This window comes from Lentzea sp. NPDC006480, from assembly GCF_040611995.1.
GTDB lineage: Bacteria > Actinomycetota > Actinomycetes > Mycobacteriales > Pseudonocardiaceae > Lentzea.
Map to the genome: position 1 here is coordinate 13,497 of NZ_JBEXPJ010000108.1, position 16,677 is coordinate 30,173.

15 protein-coding genes and 1 pseudogene are annotated in these 16,677 nt (G+C 69.1%); 11 read left to right on the forward strand and 5 right to left on the reverse strand.

Going from position 1 to position 16,677, the window contains the following annotated elements; all coding sequences use genetic code 11:
- Positions 1–145 precede the first annotated feature (145 nt).
- Together ABZX92_RS31825 and ABZX92_RS31830 are read left to right on the forward strand one after the other, a co-directional pair.
- The gene (locus ABZX92_RS31825) at positions 146–5,614 is read left to right on the forward strand and encodes a carboxyl transferase domain-containing protein (protein ID WP_355567479.1); all 5,469 of its coding nucleotides are present in this window, start codon (positions 146–148) and stop codon (positions 5,612–5,614) included.
- A 118-nt stretch (positions 5,615–5,732) separates the two neighbouring features.
- Complete coding sequence (locus ABZX92_RS31830) at positions 5,733–6,002, forward strand: hypothetical protein (RefSeq protein WP_355567482.1); 270 nt, start codon at positions 5,733–5,735, stop codon at positions 6,000–6,002.
- Positions 6,003–6,004: 2 nt separating this feature from the next.
- Here the strand turns inward: ABZX92_RS31830 and ABZX92_RS31835 are convergent, their stop codons facing one another.
- Positions 6,005–6,895: a 5'-nucleotidase gene (locus tag ABZX92_RS31835; RefSeq protein ID WP_355567484.1), complete on the reverse strand. Its 891-nt coding sequence runs from the start codon at positions 6,893–6,895 to the stop codon at positions 6,005–6,007.
- 41 nt (positions 6,896–6,936) lie between these two features.
- Between ABZX92_RS31835 and ABZX92_RS31840 the strand changes: the two genes are divergently transcribed.
- Both ABZX92_RS31840 and ABZX92_RS31845 read left to right on the forward strand, forming a co-directional pair.
- On the forward strand, positions 6,937–7,251 hold the full coding sequence (locus tag ABZX92_RS31840; protein ID WP_355567487.1) for a multidrug efflux SMR transporter: 315 nt from the start codon (positions 6,937–6,939) through the stop codon (positions 7,249–7,251).
- Positions 7,252–7,659, forward strand: coding sequence for an SMR family transporter (locus ABZX92_RS31845; RefSeq protein WP_355567490.1), 408 nt, complete (start codon positions 7,252–7,254; stop codon positions 7,657–7,659).
- Here ABZX92_RS31845 and ABZX92_RS31850 read toward each other — a convergent pair.
- The 3 genes from ABZX92_RS31850 to ABZX92_RS31860 form a co-directional block, all read right to left on the reverse strand.
- Positions 7,555–8,889 carry a glycosyl hydrolase family 18 protein gene (locus ABZX92_RS31850; protein ID WP_355567492.1) on the reverse strand — a complete coding sequence of 445 codons (1,335 nt, stop codon included), beginning with the start codon at positions 8,887–8,889 and terminating at the stop codon, positions 7,555–7,557. The genes ABZX92_RS31845 and ABZX92_RS31850 overlap by 105 nt on opposite strands.
- A gap of 115 nt (positions 8,890–9,004) precedes the next feature.
- Positions 9,005–9,742 carry an SDR family oxidoreductase gene (locus ABZX92_RS31855; RefSeq protein WP_355567495.1) on the reverse strand — a complete coding sequence of 246 codons (738 nt, stop codon included), beginning with the start codon at positions 9,740–9,742 and terminating at the stop codon, positions 9,005–9,007.
- A 22-nt stretch (positions 9,743–9,764) separates the two neighbouring features.
- Positions 9,765–11,441: a serine/threonine-protein kinase gene (locus tag ABZX92_RS31860; RefSeq protein ID WP_355567497.1), complete on the reverse strand. Its 1,677-nt coding sequence runs from the start codon at positions 11,439–11,441 to the stop codon at positions 9,765–9,767.
- Positions 11,442–11,879: 438 nt separating this feature from the next.
- Between ABZX92_RS31860 and ABZX92_RS31865 the strand changes: the two are divergent.
- Positions 11,880–12,158, forward strand: a pseudogene (locus ABZX92_RS31865) (Clp protease N-terminal domain-containing protein); the annotation flags it as partial.
- On the opposite strand, the gene ABZX92_RS31870 reads toward ABZX92_RS31865, so the two are convergent.
- Positions 12,112–13,080: a WYL domain-containing protein gene (locus ABZX92_RS31870; protein ID WP_355567500.1), complete on the reverse strand. Its 969-nt coding sequence runs from the start codon at positions 13,078–13,080 to the stop codon at positions 12,112–12,114. The pseudogene ABZX92_RS31865 and the gene ABZX92_RS31870 sit on opposite strands and share 47 nt — an antisense overlap.
- Before the next feature lie 106 nt (positions 13,081–13,186).
- Between ABZX92_RS31870 and ABZX92_RS31875 the strand changes: the two genes are divergently transcribed.
- The 6 genes from ABZX92_RS31875 to ABZX92_RS31900 all read left to right on the forward strand — a co-directional run.
- Positions 13,187–13,600: a VOC family protein gene (locus tag ABZX92_RS31875; protein WP_355567502.1), complete on the forward strand. Its 414-nt coding sequence runs from the start codon at positions 13,187–13,189 to the stop codon at positions 13,598–13,600.
- An 82-nt stretch (positions 13,601–13,682) separates the two neighbouring features.
- Entirely contained in the window at positions 13,683–14,075 is a 393-nt protein-coding gene (locus ABZX92_RS31880) for a response regulator transcription factor (RefSeq protein ID WP_355567505.1), read from the forward strand.
- 170 nt (positions 14,076–14,245) lie between these two features.
- A complete protein-coding gene (locus tag ABZX92_RS31885) occupies positions 14,246–14,797 on the forward strand; it encodes a sigma-70 family RNA polymerase sigma factor (RefSeq protein WP_355567506.1) in 552 nt (183 codons plus the stop codon).
- 1 nt (position 14,798) lies between these two features.
- Entirely contained in the window at positions 14,799–15,809 is a 1,011-nt protein-coding gene (locus ABZX92_RS31890; protein ID WP_355567508.1) for a carboxyl transferase domain-containing protein, read from the forward strand.
- On the forward strand, positions 15,806–16,276 hold the full coding sequence (locus ABZX92_RS31895) for a hypothetical protein (protein WP_355567511.1): 471 nt from the start codon (positions 15,806–15,808) through the stop codon (positions 16,274–16,276). The genes ABZX92_RS31890 and ABZX92_RS31895 overlap by 4 nt, the downstream gene beginning before the upstream one ends.
- 113 nt (positions 16,277–16,389) lie before the next feature.
- Positions 16,390–16,677, forward strand: a 288-nt coding sequence (locus tag ABZX92_RS31900; RefSeq protein WP_355567514.1) for a hypothetical protein, incomplete at its 3' end; no start/stop codon positions are given.

Genomic DNA, 16,677 nt, shown 5'->3' on the forward strand with positions numbered 1-16,677 from the left:
CTGGTTGCTTGTTGGTTTCATACAAAGCACGCTGCTCAACTCGCTTCGATCTAGCGGTTTTCCTACCGGGTAGTAGACGAGAGTGTGTACATCGATTGAGCGGCGACTGCCGCTGAGGTTTGTGCGTCCGCGAGGAGTCAAGTCGTTGTTCAGTCGTGTAGCGATCGTCAACCGCGGGGAAGCCGCTATGCGGCTGATCCACGCCGTCCGTGAGCTCGCCGCCGAGTCAGGGGAACGGATCGAGACCGTCGCCCTGTACACCGATGTCGACAAGTCGGCGCCCTTCGTCAGGGAAGCCGACCTCGCCTACAACCTCGGCCTGGCGGCTGACCGTCCGTACCTCAACCTGAAGGTGCTGGAGCAGGCCCTCGTCGAGACGAAGGCCGACGCCGCGTGGGTCGGGTGGGGCTTCGTCGCCGAGATCCCCGAGTTCGCCGAACTGTGCGAGAAGGTCGGCGTCACGTTCGTCGGCCCGTCCGCCGAGGCCATGCGCAAGCTCGGTGACAAGATCGGCTCGAAGCTGATCGCCGAGGAGGTCGGGGTCCCGGTCGCGCCGTGGTCGCGCGGTGCCGTCGAGAACCTCGAGCACGCGCTGAAGGTCGCCGACGAGGTCACCTACCCGTTGATGCTGAAGGCGACCGCCGGTGGTGGTGGCCGTGGCATCCGCAAGATCACCTCCCCCGCGGAGCTGGAGGAGAACTTCGACCGCACCAGCCAGGAGGCCGCGCGCGCGTTCGGCTCCGGCGTGATGTTCCTGGAGCGCCTGGTCACCGGCGCCCGGCACGTCGAGGTGCAGGTCATCGCCGACGGCCAGGGCACGGCGTGGGCGCTCGGCGTCCGCGACTGCTCGGTGCAGCGGCGCAACCAGAAGATCATCGAGGAGTCCGCGTCCTGCGTGCTGGAGCCCTCGCAGGTCGACGAGCTCAAGGCGTCGGCGGAGCGGCTCGCGAACGCCGTCGGCTACCGCGGCGCGTGCACCGTCGAGTTCCTCTACCACCCCGGTGAGAAGCTCTTCGCGTTCCTGGAGGTCAACACCCGCCTGCAGGTCGAGCACCCGATCACCGAGATCACCACGGGCTTCGACCTGGTCAAGGCGCAGCTGCACGTCGCGGGTGGCGGCAAGCTCGAAGGCGCCAAGCCCGTCGAGCAGGGCCACGCCGTCGAGGCCCGCCTGAACGCCGAGGACCCGGACCGCGACTTCGCGCCGTGCCCCGGCACGATCGTTCGGCTGGAGCTGCCCGCCGGTCCCGGGATCCGGGTCGACACCGGTGTGGCCGAGGGCTCGCAGATCCCGTCCGACTTCGACTCGATGATCGCCAAGATCATCGCGTACGGCCGCAACCGCGACGAGGCGCTCGGCAAGCTGCGCCGCGCCATGGCCGAGACGACCGTGATCATCGAGGGCGGCACGACGAACAAGAGCTTCGTGCTGGACCTGCTCGACGAGCCCGCCGTGATCGACGGCTCGGCCGACACCTCGTGGATCGACCGCGTCCGAGCCGAGGGTGGTCTGGTCTCGCACCGCCACTCCGCGATCGCACTGGCTGCCGCGGGCATCGAGGTGTACGAGGACGAGGAGCAGATCAACCGCACCGAGCTGCTGGCGTCGTCTCGTGGTGGTCAGCCGCGCACGAACCACGAGGGCGCGGTCAAGCTGGAGTTCGTGCTGCGCGGCCAGCCGTACGTGGTGCAGGTCGCCCGCGTCGGCAGCGCGAAGTACCGCGTCGGCGTGTCCGCCGCGGACTCGGACAACGTGCTGACCGGTGACGTCGACGTCGAGCGCTTCGACCACCACGTCGGCCAGATCACCGTGAACGGCACGCGGTTCCGCGTCGTCACCGGCACGCACGGCCCGGTCCACCAGGTCGAGGTCGACGGGGTCACCCACCGCGTCACCCGCGACGAGGGCGGTGTCCTGCGTTCGCCGATGCCCGCGCTCGTCGTCGCGACGCCGCTTGAAGTCGGCGCCGAGGTCGAGGCCGGTGCGCCGGTTCTCGTGCTTGAGGCGATGAAGATGGAGACGGTGCTGCGCGCACCGTTCCGTGCTCGTTTGAAGGAACTGAACGTCGTCGTCGGCACCCAGGTGCCCGCCGGTGGCGCGTTGCTGAAGCTGGAGGAGATCGAGGACGCCGACGGCGCCGTCGAGGAGCAGAAGTCCGAGTCCACCGTGGAGCTCGAACTGCCCGCGCCGCGCACCGACGTGCAGCCGGAGGAACTGGTCGCCCGCGGTCTCGACGACCTGCGCAACCTGTTGCTGGGCTTCGACACCACGGCCGCCGACACCGAGCGCGTGCTGTCGGACTACATGGGCGCGCGGCACGACCTGCTGGAGCGGCCGCTCGTCGCCGAGGCCCAGCTGCTCGGCATCTTCGCCGACCTGTGCGACCTCTCGCGCAACCGTCCGGCCGGCGAGGAGTCCAAGCCGGAGAACCACATCCACTCTCCGCGCGAGCACTTCCACACGTACCTGAAGACGCTGGACGCCGACCGCGCGGCACTGCCGGAGGGCTTCCGCGCCCGCCTGCAGAACGTGATCGGCCACTACGGCATCACCGAGCTCGACCGCACGCCGGAGCTGGAGCAGGCCGTCTTCCGGATCTTCGTGGCGCTGCGCCGCGGTGTGTTCGACGCGGCCGTCGCGACCACGTTGCTGCGCCAGTGGGTGCAGGAGGCGCCGCCGGTCGAGTCCGAGCAGGTGCAGGTCGGCCTGGTGCTGGAGCACATCGTCGCCGCCACACAGGTCCGCTACCCGGCGGTCGCCGACCTGGCTCGCAGCGTGGTGTTCACGTGGTTCGCCCAGCCGTTGGTGCGCCGCAACCGCGCCCGTGTGCACAGCGAGGTCCGCAAGCACCTGATCCACCTGGACGCGCACCCCCAGGCCGCCGACCGCGAGGAGCGGATCGCGGCGATGGTCGCGTCGGCGGAACCGCTGGTGCGCCTGCTCGGGCAGCGGATCGGCAAGCCCGGTGCGGACAACACCCCGTTGCTGGAGGTGCTGGCCCGCCGCTACTACACCAAGAAGGCGCTGGAGAACCCGCGCGTGACCGGTGCGTTCTTCGTCGCGGAGAACGCACCGGAGAAGACGCGTCTGGTGTCGACGGCGGTGGAGTTCCCGTCGCTGTCCGACGCCATCGGTGAGATCGTCACCCACGCCAACGGGAACGCGGTCGTCGCGGACCTCTACGTCAACTGGGTCGACGGCCCGACCGACCAGGACGAGATGGCCGCCGGTCTGGGCGCCGCCCTCGCCGCGCACCAGCTGCCGCCGACGATCACCCGCATCACCACCACGGTGGCGGGTCGTCGCGGCGAGTCGATGCACCACCACTTCACCTTCCGCCCGTCGTCCAACGGGTTCGCCGAGGAGAGGCTGGTGCGCGGGCTGCACCCGCGCATCGCCGAACGCATGCAGCTGGAGCGGTTGCGGGAGTTCGACCTCACCCGTTTGTCCTCTGTGGACGAAGATGTCTACCTGTTCCGCGCGGTCGCCAAGGCGAACAAGTCCGACGAGCGTCTCGTGGCGCTCGGCCAGGTTCGCGACCTGACTCCGTTGCGGGACGACGAAGGCCGGATCGTCGCGCTGCCTGCGGCCGAGGACGTGCTGGCGACCTGTCTGGACGGTATTCGCCGGGCTCGCGCGCAGGCGGGTGGCCGGACTCGGCTGGCGACCAACCGGGTCGTGCTCTACGCGTGGCCGCCCACCGACCTGCACTCGACCGACCTCGACGCGGTCGGCTCCCGTGTCCTGCCGACCACCACGGGCCTGGACCTGGAAGAGGTCCTGTTCCTGGCGCGCCGCAAGGACCCGGTCTCCGGTGAGCTCACCGACATCGGTGTGCGCATCGCGAACGACGCGGGCGCCGGCGTCTCGTTCTCGTTCGTGCAGCCGCCGACCGAGCCGATCCAGCCGCTCGACGACTACCGCCAGAACGTCCTGCGCGCCCAGTCGCGGGGCACGATCTACCCGTACGAGCTGGTCGACATGCTCGTCGGCGACGGTGGTTCGTTCGTGGAGCACGACCTCGTCGACGGTGCACTCGTGCCGGTCGACCGTCCGCGCGGTGGCAACAAGGCGGGCATCGTCGTCGGTGTCGTGACGACGCCGACGCCGGCCTACCCCGAGGGCATGAAGCGCGTTGTGCTGCTCGGCGACCCGACGAAGTCTCTCGGTGCGCTGGCCGAGCCCGAGTGCTCCCGCGTGATCCACGCGCTGGACCTGGCGTCCGAGCTTTCGGTTCCGCTGGAATGGTTCTCGCTGTCGTCCGGCGCGAAGATCTCGATGAGCTCCGGTGTCGAGAACATGGACTGGGTGGCCGCGGCCTTGAAGCGGGTCGTCGAGTTCACCCAGGCCGGTGGCGAGATCAACATCGTGGTCAACGGCATCAACGTCGGCGCCCAGCCGTACTGGAACGCCGAGGCCACGATGCTGATGCACTGCAAGGGCATCCTCGTCATGACCCCGGACTCCGCGATGGTGCTGACCGGCAAGCAGGCACTCGACTTCTCCGGCGGCGTGTCGGCCGAGGACAACTACGGCATCGGTGGCTACGACCGGGTCATGGGCCCGAACGGCCAGGCGCAGTACTGGGCGCCGAACCTGCGCGCGGCGTTCGACGTGCTGCTGGCGCATTACGAACACAGCTACATCGCGCCCGGCGAGTCGGGCCCGCGCCGCGTTGCCTCGTCGGACCCGGTCTCGCGTGACGTGTCGTCGTACCCGCACATCGTCGGCGACAGCCCGTTCACCACGGTCGGCGAGATCTTCTCGATCGAGTCGAACCCGGACCGCAAGAAGCCGTTCGACATCCGCACGGTCATGCGCGCCCTCTCGGACCAGGACCACGACGTCCTGGAGCGCTGGGCGGGCATGGCGGACGCCGACACCGCGGTCGTGCAGGACGTGCACCTCGGCGGCATCCCGGTGACGCTGCTGGGCATCGAGTCGCGCGGCGTGGCCCGCACCGGCTTCCCGCCCACCGACGGCCCGGACACCTACACCGCCGGCACGTTGTTCCCGAAGTCGTCGAAGAAGGCGGCCCGCGCGATCAACGCGGCCTCCGGCAACCGGCCTCTCGTGGTCCTGGCGAACCTGTCGGGCTTCGACGGCTCACCGGAGTCGATGCGCGAACTGCAGCTGGAGTACGGCGCGGAGATCGGCCGCGCGATCGTCAACTTCCGCGGCCCGATCGTGTTCACCGTGATCTCGCGCTACCACGGCGGCGCGTTCGTGGTCTTCTCGAAGGCCCTGAACCCGTCCATGACCGTGCTGGCGGTCGAGGGCTCCTTCGCCTCGGTCATCGGCGGCGCCCCCGCCGCGGCCGTGGTGTTCGCCCGCGAGGTGGACGGCCGCACGGCCAACGACCCGCGCGTGAAGAAGCTGGAGACCTCGGTGTCCGAGGCCCTCGGTGCCGAACGCGCCGCGCTGACCGCCGAGCTCGCGGTGACGCGTCAGGCCGTGCGGACCGAGAAGCTGAACGAGATGGCCGCGGAGTTCGACCGCGTCCACAGCGTGCAGCGCGCGGTCGAGGTCGGCTCGGTCGACGCGATCATCTCGGCCGCCGAGCTGCGGCCGGCGATCATCAAGGCGATCGAGGACGGCCTCGCGCGCTCGTAGTGGCGTGAAAGGGAGGGGCCCGGTCACCGCTCGTGGCCGGGCCCCTCTCGTTGATCACCAGTAGCTCGGTGGCAGGTGGGACTGGGAGCAGGACCGGATCAAGGCGGCGCTGGGCGGTGTGAACCCCACCGTGCCGCGGTACCTGGACGCGGGCTTCGCGAACATCGGCGACGTGCAGTTCCTGCCGGGCTGCGGCGTGCTGCTGGTGGACACGCCGAACGTGGAGCGGCTGACCGACCTGCCCAGGCGCCGGTGGACGGAGTTCCTGGCCGCGCTGCGACTGCGAGCCACCGGAGATCGTCGGCCGCCCGGTGCGGCTGTACCCGGTCGAATGCTGGTCCGACCCGAAAACGTCGCTCGGCCCCGAGCACGACGATCTCCGAGCTGAACTCATCCAGCAGATTGACCTTCCGCGTTCGTGACGCCGAACGGGATGTGCACGCACGGCACGGTCTGGATCAGGTGGCCACGCTGGTCGTCGAAGAAGATGTGCGGCCTCAGCACGTCCAGAATCGGCGCTTTCCTCAGCCCTCCCAGGAAGAACGCGTCGTTCACCGTCAGCCCCCACGCCTTGAGGCTGTTGATCGCCCGCTCGTGGGCCGGCGCCGACCGGGCCGTGACCACCGAGACCCGCACCTGATCGCGTGCCACTCGCTGAATCCGGTTGATCCCGGCGAGGAAGTCCCGCAACGGCCCGGGATCCAGCGGTGTGACCACGTTCAGAGCCTCGTGCTGCTGGAACTGGTCGAGCCCACCGGACTGATAGATCCGCTCGGACGCGTCGTCGGCCAGCACCCCGTCGAAGTCGAACGCGATCCGCAACGCCGGATCGTCGTCGTCGCGAAAGGAAGACTTCAGCACCTGCCCGGCAGGCAACCCGGCAGCCGTCGCCCGCCGCACGTCAGCCTCGTTGGCGGACAAGAACAAGGACATGTTCAAAGCCGGCATGAACTCGTGCGGCGCCCGTCCCTCGGTGAAGATCGCGCGGGTGATCGGCAACGAATGGTGCTGAGCCGATCGCAGAATCCGCAGCCCGGTGTCGGGGGAGTTGCGCGACAGCACGATCACCTCGACCAGCGGCCCCAGCGAGTTGAGCCGCAGCAGCCGCCGGATGAACGGGAACGCGACACCTGGCCCGAACGGCTCGTCGAGGTGCGCTTCCTGGTGGGCCCGATAGGCCTGCTCACCCTCGGCAGCGAACACGGCGTCAGATGCGGTCAGGTCGAACAGCGCGCTCGACGCCACGCCCACGACCAGCAGGTTCTCCAGGCTGGGTGCCACGTCACAGATCGTACGGCCCGCGTTCTGGTACGGTCGTACCAATGTACTGGTCGGTGCTGATCCTGTCGGGGGTGCTGGAGGCCGTCTGGGCCACGGCGCTCTCCGCGTCACGGGGTTTCCGGAGACCGTGGCCCGGGGTGGTGTTCGCGATCTCGATGACGGCGAGCGTGGCCGGCCTCGCGTACGCCATGCGCGCGATCCCGGTCGGCACGGCGTACGCGGTGTGGGTCGGCGTCGGAGCCGTGCTCACGGTGCTCGTCGCGGTGCTGCGCAAGGAGGAGAAGCTCGGCCTCGCCAAGGCGCTGCTGCTGGCGGCGTTGATCGGCTGCGTCGCGGGCCTGAAGGCGGTGAGCTAGATGTACTGGGCGATCCTGCTGGTCAGCGCCGTGCTCGAAGCCGTGTGGGCAACGGCGCTGTCGAACGGCAACTATCTGATCTTCATCACGGCTGCGACCCTGAGCATGGCCGGGCTTTCCGCAGGCATGAAACGAATCCCCGTTGGCACCGCGTACGCCGTGTGGGTCGGCACCGGCGCGGCTCTGACGGTCGCGTGGGCGATGATCACCGGTGAGGAGCCGGTCTCCGTGTGGAAGATCGTGTTCCTCACCGGGATCATCGCCTGCGTGATCGGCCTGAAGTTCCTCAAGCCAGCCGGAAGATCAGTTGAAGTGCCACTGCTGGTTGGCGGTTCCGGCGCAGTCCCAGAGCTGAAGCCTGGTGCCGTCGGCGGAACTGGGGCCGGTGGCGTCGAGGCATCTTCCTGACGCCACGTTGCGCAGCTGGCCGTTCGCCTCGGCGGTCCACTGCTGGTTGCCCGCGCCGCTGCAGTCCCAGAGCTGGGTGACAGCGCCGTTGGCGGTACCGGTGGCGTCGAGGCACTTGCCGAGTGCGCGAACCGTGTTGCCTTCACGGGACCACGACTGCGCCGCGGTGCCGTTGCAGGTCCACAGCTGAACCGCGGTGCCGTTGGCCGAGTTCGCACCCGCCACGTCGACGCACTTGCCGCCGAAACCGGTGATGGTGCCGCCGGTGGGCGGGTTCGGGTTGCCGCCGGACGCGGCCTCCCAGATGGCGTTGAGCAGGCTGGTGCTGCCGGTCGTGTCCTGGGACAGCTCCCAGTTCATGATGCCGCCCGCGTTCGACACCGCCCACGTCGTCTTGCGCTTGATCGTGGGGATGCCGTTGTAGCAGTTGCCGTTGTAGCAGTCGCGGTTGGCGTTGGCCGGGTCCTGGGCGACCAGGTCCTTGTAGGCGATGTAGGTCGGCCGGCTGTAGAACGGCACGCCCAGAACGGCCTTGGAGGCGGGAAGCCCGCGGCCCTTCCAGAAGTTGACGCTGTTGATCGACCAGTCGTAGTTCGCGTGCGGGCTGCCACCGTCGTACGCCATGATGTTCAGCCAGTCGACCGCGTTGAACACGGCCGGCTGCACCCCGTTGGCGGTGCCGCCCTCACTGACGACCGCCGCCGTCAGGATCTTGCCGCGCTGGTGCAGCGCGGTGCTGAGCTGCTGCATCATCGCGGTGTAGTTGTTCCCGGACGTGCCGGGGTCCGGGTACTCCCAGTCGATGTCGATGCCGTCGAGGTTGTACTGGTTGACGACGTTGATCAGCGAGTTGACGAACGTCGTGCGCGAGCCGGAGTTGCCCGCCATCTGTTCGAACGCCGAGTCGTTGCCGTCGTTCCAGCCACCGACCGCCAGCGAGACCTTGACCCCGTTCTGGTGACCGAGGCTGACGATCTGCTGGAGCTTGCCGGTGTCGGGGATGCCCTGGAGCGTGCCGTTCCCGTTCGGCAGCACGAAGGCGTAGTTGATGTGCGTCAGCTTGCTGTACTGGATCGCGCTGGCCGCACCGGACCACGACGGCATGTAGCCGACGCTCTTGAACCCGGCGGGATACGCGGCCTGTGCGGCTGGCGTGATGACCGTCATGGTCGCCGCGGCGGCCACCAGCGCGAGGCCGGCGGCACCGAGGCGGGATCGTGGTGAACGCATTGCAGGGGTTGCCTTCCACTTTCGGTCTTGCGCCCACCGCGACGTTAGTGGTCTAGACCGGTTGTGTGGAAGATCAACTAGCGACCGGAACCAGTTCCGGTCGCTGCCAAGGGAATCAACGCAGGTGCGAGGCGCCGTTGACGTCGACGATCGTGCCGCTCGCCCAGGTCGCTTTCGCGGAGGCGAGCCACGCGACGGCCGAGGCGACCTCGTCGGGTTCGGCGACGCGGCCGAACGGGCTCTGCGCGCGGATCGCGTCGCCCTCCGGACTGCTCAGCAGATCCGTGACCATGTCGGTGCGGACGAAGCCCGGTGCCACCCCGGCCACCGAGATGCCCTGCGGGGCAAGGGATTGCGCCAGCGACTGGGTCATCGCGTGCAGCCCGGCCTTCGCGGCCCCGTACGCGGGCGCGTCGGGCTCGCCGCGGTAGGCGCCGCGCGAGCCGATGTTGATGATCCGGGCGCCGGCGGTCATGTGCTGAACCGCGTGCCAGGTGAGATCGGCTGGGCCCAACAGGTTCAGCTCGATGGTGCGGCGCCAGGCGTCCTGCCAGTCCGCGAAGCTGGTCTTGGCGATCGGGTGCAGGAAGTAGATGCCCGCGTTGTTCACCAGGACGTCCAGTCCGCCGAGCTTCTCCACGGTCTCGGTGACGACCTGCTCGGCCTGGTTCGCGCCGACGTCGCCCTGGACGGTCACATGTCCAGTTCCCGCAAGGCTTTCCACGGTCTTGGCGGCTTCTTCCGCGCCGCTGCGGTAGTGCACGGCGACCTGGTGGCCGGTGTCCGCGAGGGCGTGGGCGATGGCGGCACCGATGCCGCGGGAAGCTCCGGTGACGAGAGCGCGTCGGGTCATGATCCCATCATGCCCCGGCGCGTCAGCCCTGGCTGTTGATCATCCACTTTCCGTCCCGCTGGACGAACGTGAACGTCTGCGTCTCGGTCTGGACGACGTTCGCACCCTGCATGTACTGCAGCGTCACGGTCACGGTGTTGTCGCCCTGCGGCACGAAGCCGGACAGCTGCACCGAGGTGTACTGGCGCCAGTACTGCTGGTAGCCCTCGAAGGTCAGGTTGTTGCGACTGGCCTTGAACTCGTCGGTGAGCAGCGACCACCCGGTCTGCAGGTCGCCAGGGATCAACGCGTAGTAGGCGGCGATCGCCTCCTGGGCGTTCTTCGGTCCGGCGGGCGGCTGCGGGGTCTGGTTCGGGGGGTTCTGCGGGCTCGTCTGGGAGTTGGTCTGCGGCGGGTTCTCCGTCGTCGTCTGCTGCTGGGTCTGCGACGGCGTCTCGGACTGGCTGGTGGCCGCCGGGGTGGAGGTGCCGGACGCCGGTGGGTTGTTCGAGGCGTTGTTCCGGTCGTTGAACTTGGGCCACAGCAGGAACGAGCCGACACCCACGGCCAGCACGAGGAGCACGATCGCGATGGGGACCAGCGGGAACTTGCGCCGCTTCTGCTCGGGCTCCGGCTGCGGGGGAACGGGCGGAGCGAGCACCGGGGTCGGTTCTGGTTGCGCCACAACGGGATTCACCGCAACGGGTGGCGGCGCGGGTTCCGGTTCCGGCTCCGGCAGCGGTTCCGGCTCGGGTTCCGCCTGCACGGGCGGTGCCACCGGTTCGGCTTCCTGCTTCGCCTTCTCCTCGGGCAGTGCCTCGACGGGAAGCTCCACGGTGGCCGGGATGACCACGGTCGCCTCCGACACCTGCGGCGTCTCGTTCACCACCGCGGCGAGCAGGTGCACTGCCTCCTGCATGGACGGACGGCGCTCGGGTTCGGTGGCCAGCAACCGGAACAGCACCGGCGCGAGCAGCGGACCGGCGTTGGCGGGCGGCATGATCGACCCGCTCGCGACGCGGTGCAGCATGGCGATGTGGTTGTCCGCGGTGCCGAACGGCGGGCCGCCCTCGACGGCGTTGTAGAGCGTGGCACCGAGCGAGAAGACGTCGGACGCCAGACCCGCGTCCTCGCCGCGAGCGACCTCGGGGGAGAAGAACGCGGGCGTGCCGACCGTGCCGGTCACGGTCGCCGTGCCGTCGTCGATCGCCTTGGAGATGCCGAAGTCGGTGATCTTGACTTCCTGGTCGCCGATCAGCACGTTGCCCGGCTTCACGTCGCGGTGCTGGATGCCGTGCCGGTGCGCGGCGGCCAAAGCGGCGGCGGTGTAGCAGCCGATGCGGGCGACCTCGCGCGGCGGCAGCGTGCCCTGCTCGGCGATGACGGCGGCGAGGCTGCGGGAGGGGAGGTACTCCATGATCAGCCACGGCTGGCCGTCGTGCTCCACGACGTCGTAGACGCGGATGGCGTTGGGGTGCTCGAGACGGGCGGCGAGGCGGGCCTCGCGCATGGCTCTGGCCTTGGCGCGGTCGATCTTGGCGTCGTCGACGCCGTCGAGAGCGAGTAGCTCCTTGGCCGCCACCACCCGGTGCAGCTGCTCGTCATAGGCCTGCCACACGACGCCCATGGCGCCCTGGCCGACCTTCTCCGTCAACCGGTAGCGGCTCCCGATGAGCCTGCTCTTCTCCTCCACCAACGCGCTCCCGTCACCTTTACTCACCCACAAGTGTGACGGTTGCCGCGTTCGGGATTGACTGTAACCCCACATGGGGGTAGATATGGGGTTATGCCGAAAATCAACGTGTACCTGCCCGATGATCTGGCGGAAACGGTGAAGGACCTCAACATTCCGGTCTCGGCGATCTGTCAGCGGGCTCTGGAGGTGTCGGTCAAGCGGCTCACGGCTGTGCGCGGGCTCACCGTCGGCGATCTCGACGGTGACCGGCTGTCCCAGCTGACCGAGCGGATGCGCACCGTGCTCCGGCTCGCGTCGTCGGCGCCCGTGGTCACCACGGCCGAGCTGGCGCAGGCGATGATCGACGAGGGGGCCAACCTGGCGTTGGACGTGCTGCGCGCGATCGACATCGACCCGCGGACGTTGAGATTCCCGTCCTCACCTGGTGAGGGGTCGGGTTTCGCTCCCGACGCCGTCAACGCGCTGGAGCTCGCCGTGGTCGAGGCGATGGCGCTCGGGCACAACTACGTGGGCTGCGAGCACCTGCTGCTCGGGCTGATCGCCGAACCGGACGGCAGGGCAGGGGCGGTGCTGCGGGATCTCGGTGCGGATCTCAAGGGCACCCGGCGCGCCGTGCAGACCGCGCTGGCCGGGATCGTGCACGTCCAGAAGCAGCAGGCGGCGGTTCCGGATGCGGCGAAGGTGCTGCAGCTGATCATGTCCCGGCTGGACCGGCTGGAGAAGCAGGTGGGTATCGGGTGACCAGTTCGGCGCCGATGCGGGCCAGGTGATCTTGTACTTCTCGCGGTGACTCGACGGTGATCAGGCCGCCCCAGCCGGCGACGTTGCGGGCGATGTCGAGCGGGGTGGGGGCGGTCAGTTCGACCCGGGTTTCGGTTTCCCGCTCCTCGAGCACTGTGCAGTGGCGGCCGTGCATGTGCTGGAAGACCTTCAGGAACCTGCCCGGTATTCGCATGACCGCTTTTGTCTCGGACCGGAGTTGTTCGACCTCGGTGACGACCGAGTCCCAGGCCTTCGCGAGCACGAAGTCCGGCGGCCTGGTCGACGGGGTGCCGGTCAGGTTGACGCCGCTGATCCGGTCCAGCCGGAAGGTCCGCTGGCCGTCCGCGGTGCCGGCGATGAAGTACCAGATGCCGTCCTTGTCGACGAGGCCCCACGGGTCGACGGTGCGGCCCTGCGGCGCTGCGCCCCGTTTCTGGTAGGTCAGCCGGACCTGGACCTGCTCCACGACGGCTTTCTGCAGCAGTTCCACCAGCACCGGGCGGTCTTTCGTGTCGTCACCCCAGGCCGCGGTGTCGATCACGACGGCTGCCGCGGCGGCTTCGGCTTCGGCGCGGAACGTCTGGGGCAGGGCGCGGACGAGCTTGCGCAGCGCGGATTTGACCTGGGGTGCGACGGACGCGGCCGGACCGGCGATCAGGAACAGCGCCTGGGCCTCGGCTGAGGTGAGGCCGCTGAGGTCGGTGCGGGCGCCGCCGACGAGCGACCAGCCGCCGCCGCGGCCCGGTTGGGCGTAGACGGGGACGCCCGCGGTGGACAGCGCCTCCAGGTCGCGGCGGGCGGTTGCGGTGGACACTTCGAACTCCTTGGCCAGCTCAGAGGCGGTGACGCGGCCTCTGGCCTGCATCAGCAGCAGCGTGGCCACGAGACGGTCTGCGCGCATGGCTTCATGTTCCTTCTAAAAGTGCTCACTGGATGAGCACTTTACGGCGGAAGCTCAAACGCAACACCCCGAAGAATTTCTGGAGGGATTTCCGATGTTGCGAGGCATGTCGACCGTCACCTACTACGCCGACGACGTCGCCGAGGCGCGGGCCTGGTACGCCGAGTTCCTGGGCGTGGACGCGTACTTCTCGCGGAACGCGCCGGACGGCACGCTGGGGTACGCGGAGTTCCGGATCGGGGACTACCAGGCCGAGCTCGGGCTGGTGCAGCGTCAGTTCGAGGTGACGCCGTCGGAGGGTCCTGGCGGGTCGATCCTGTTCTGGGCAGTCGACGATCTTGAGGCGACGCTGGACAGGTTGTTCTCGTTGGGGGCCAAGGTGCACGACGAACCGCGGGTGCGGGGTGAAGGCTTCGTGACCGCTTCGGTGGTCGATCCGTTCGGGAACATCCTCGGAGTCATGACGAACACTCACTACCTGGCTGTTGCTCAACAGAACCGCGACAAACGTCTCGGCTGAGTGCCGTCATTCGCCGCTCCAACTACGGCATCGCCGAGGCGTCTACTTCTCGGTGATGCCGTAGTTGTGGTGGGAGGGCCCGTTGACGGATCCCGACGGGCGAGGGCCCATCCGCGTGCTGATCGTCGACGACGACGCGCGGGTGCGCAGTGCCATGCGGACTTTTCTGGTGGCGCATCCGGAGTTCGAGGTCGTGGGCGAGGCCGGGACCACCGAGTCCGCCGTGCGGCTGGCTGCCGAGACCGAACCCGGTGTTGCCATCGTGGACGTCCTGATGCCCACGGAACGGGACGGCTTGTCGTTGCTCAGGGTTTTCGCCGAGCAGCACGGGATTCCGGTCGTGGCCATGAGTCTGAACAACGCGTGTGCCGACAGTGCGATCGCGGCCGGCGCGTACATGTTCCTCGCCAAGGACGGCTGTTCGGATCTGCTGGTGAGCGCTTTGCTGGCGGCGCGCCGGGACTGCGACGGATGACGTAGCCGCGACCGGACTTCGGTCCCGGTCAGGGGTTCCGCAACTACGCGGGCAGGTTGGGTCGGCCGACCGATTCGGGCGGGTGTGGCACGGAGCACAGTTCATGAGTGCCACCACCCCCGGATTGCGAGGCGAGCGAGATGACCACCACCGTGAGCGCCGTAAGCGTCGTGAGCGCTCTGAGCAACTCCGCCGCGGCATTCGACGACACACTCGACGGCCGTGTGCTCGCGGACATCTACCGCATGCACGGCCGGTCGGTGCACATGTACCTGCGCACCCTCACGAACGGCGACGCGGGCCTCGCGGAGGACCTCCTGCAGGAGACGTTCCTTCGGGCCTGGCGAACTCCGCGTCTCGCACATCGGCCAGAGGCGGCCAGACCGTGGCTGGTGACCGTGGCGCGCAACCTGGTCATCGACCGCGTGCGGCACCGCAACCGCCGCCCGCAGGAGGCCGGTGACGCCGCCCTGGCGCACCTGCCGACCACGCGGTGCGAGATCTCGCGGGTCGTCGACTCGATCACGCTGGCCGACGCGATGGCGAAGCTGACGCCGAACCGGCGTGAGGTCGTCGTGCACATGTACCTGCACGGTCGCAGTCCCGACGAGGTGTCCGCGGTGCTCGGCATTCCGGTCGGCACGGTGAAGTCCCGGGTTCACTCCGCTCTGCGCTCACTGCGGTCGCACCTGGCGACCTCGGACCTCTGCCTGGCCGCGTGAGATGGACCTGCGGGCGTTGTGCGATCGCGGCACTCTTCGGTTGCTGTCCGATGTGGACAGCGCCGGTGTGGTGATCGCCCGAGGATCTGTGCTCGGACGTCCCGTGATCGCTTACGCAACCAGCGGGTCCATCGGTGTTGGCGGAAGCGAGCGGATTGTCTGGGCGGTGGACTCCGCTGCCCGTGAGGGTGTCCCGGTGCTGGGGCTCTGGCGGTGTGACGGTCCTGCGTGGGAGGGCGCTGGGGACGTGTTCGCCGCGATGGTGCGGGCAGCCGGGCGGGTGCCGCAGATCTGCGTGGTGCTGGGGTCGTCGGATGGCGGTTGTGGACCTGCGCTTTCGGACGTGGTGATCGCGGGGCCCGGCGGGTTCGCCGCGGATGTCGTGTGCTCGTCCGACGCGCTGGCGGTGGAGAACGCCCGGCTGGTGGTGTCGTTGCTGGGGAACCGGGGGCGTTACTCGGCGGTGCCGGAGCAGCCAGTGGCCGGCCGGAACCTGGTGCCGGCCTTGTTCGATTCCAGCGCCGTTGCCGATGCGGGCCCGGTCGAGCTGCGCGCCTGGACCTCACCCCAGGTCGTGACCGCGCTCGGCCGGATGGGCGGGCACACCGTCGGCGTGGTCGCGGCCACCGGACTCCTCGACAGCGCTGGTGCCGCCAAAGCTGCTCGGTTCGTGCGGATGTGCGACGCGTCGCGGGTGCCGCTGGTCGTGGTCGCGGACGTGGTGCGGGTCGCCGGGCGCGCGGCGAAGTTGTTGCACGCCTTGGCTTCCACTTCGGTACCGCGGGTGACGGTGGTGCCGCGCGCGGTCTGCGGGCCGTACTTCGTGATGAACTCCCGGCCGCTCGGAGCGTCGGCGGTGTTCGCCTGGCCCGGTGCCGACGTGGCCGGTGCGGTCGACGAAGTGGTCTCGCCGGACGCCACGCGACGGCGGGTGGTCGAGGTGCTCGCGATGGCACGGGAGCGCCGATCCAGCGGCCGGATTCCGCTTCAGCCGCCTATCCTGCACGAATGACGCAGCTCGCCATCACCGGACATCGCGGTCTCTCCGCCGAGCTCGAGGCCGAGGTCGATCGGATGATCCGTGCCGCGGTGGCCGAGCGCGACGACCTCGTCGGGGTGTCGTGCCTGGCGGACGGGGCGGACGCGGTGTTCGCGCAGGCAGTGCTGGACGCGGGAGGCTCGTTGGTGGCCGTGTTGCCGGCCGCCGAGTACCGCGAGTCGTTGCCGGAGGAGTTCCGGCCCGTCTACGACCGGTTGCTGGCGCGGGCGGGCGAGGTGGTGCAGCTGCCGTTCGTCACGCCTGATCCGGTCGCCTACCTGGAGGCGGGCAAGCGGATGGTCGACGAGTCGGACTCGCTGCTGGCCGTGTGGGACGGGCAGCCCGGTCGCGGGCCTGGTGGGACGGCCGACGTCGTCGCCTATGCGCGGTCGCGGGGTGTGCCGGTCACCGTTCTCTGGCCCGACGGCGCGACCCGCTGAGACCGCGCCTTGTCAGGACAGGCCACAGGACGGCGGGCCGGAACAGGGCCGCCGGGTGGTCGACCATCTGCGAGACGCGGATGAAGGACCGGTAGACCTGCCGGTTGCCGGGGATGACCTCGAAGAGCCTGCGCGCGTACCACTGCATGAACCGGGTGCTCGGGGAGAGCTTCTTCTCGCTCCAGCCCAGGTCGGTCGTGGTCGCGGACATCCACGGGATCTGCGCGGTCCTGGCGACCGCGCGCTGGAAGGCCAGCGGTTCCTTGGCCAGGTCGTGTTCCTTGAGCAGCTCGCGCAGCTCGGCGCAGTTCAGCGCGGGCGGGGTGCCGCACTCCGGCGGCTACACGCAGGGCGAGGTGCGGCTCGTCGTCGAGGTGGACGCCTCGGACCGCGTGCTCAAG

Excerpts from the sequence above, each read along its gene's own strand:
- ABZX92_RS31840 (WP_355567487.1), top strand. The coding sequence starts at position 6,937 with ATGTACTGGTCGGTGCTGATCCTGTCGGGGGTGCTGGAGGCCGTCTGG.
- ABZX92_RS31870 (WP_355567500.1), bottom strand. The coding sequence starts at position 13,080 with ATGCGCGCAGACCGTCTCGTGGCCACGCTGCTGCTGATGCAGGCCAGA.
- ABZX92_RS31875 (WP_355567502.1), top strand. The coding sequence starts at position 13,187 with ATGTCGACCGTCACCTACTACGCCGACGACGTCGCCGAGGCGCGGGCC.
- ABZX92_RS31850 (WP_355567492.1), bottom strand. The coding sequence starts at position 8,889 with ATGCGTTCACCACGATCCCGCCTCGGTGCCGCCGGCCTCGCGCTGGTG.
- ABZX92_RS31845 (WP_355567490.1), top strand. The coding sequence starts at position 7,252 with ATGTACTGGGCGATCCTGCTGGTCAGCGCCGTGCTCGAAGCCGTGTGG.
- ABZX92_RS31895 (WP_355567511.1), top strand. The coding sequence starts at position 15,806 with ATGACGCAGCTCGCCATCACCGGACATCGCGGTCTCTCCGCCGAGCTC.
- ABZX92_RS31890 (WP_355567508.1), top strand. The coding sequence starts at position 14,799 with ATGGACCTGCGGGCGTTGTGCGATCGCGGCACTCTTCGGTTGCTGTCC.
- ABZX92_RS31855 (WP_355567495.1), bottom strand. The coding sequence starts at position 9,742 with ATGACCCGACGCGCTCTCGTCACCGGAGCTTCCCGCGGCATCGGTGCC.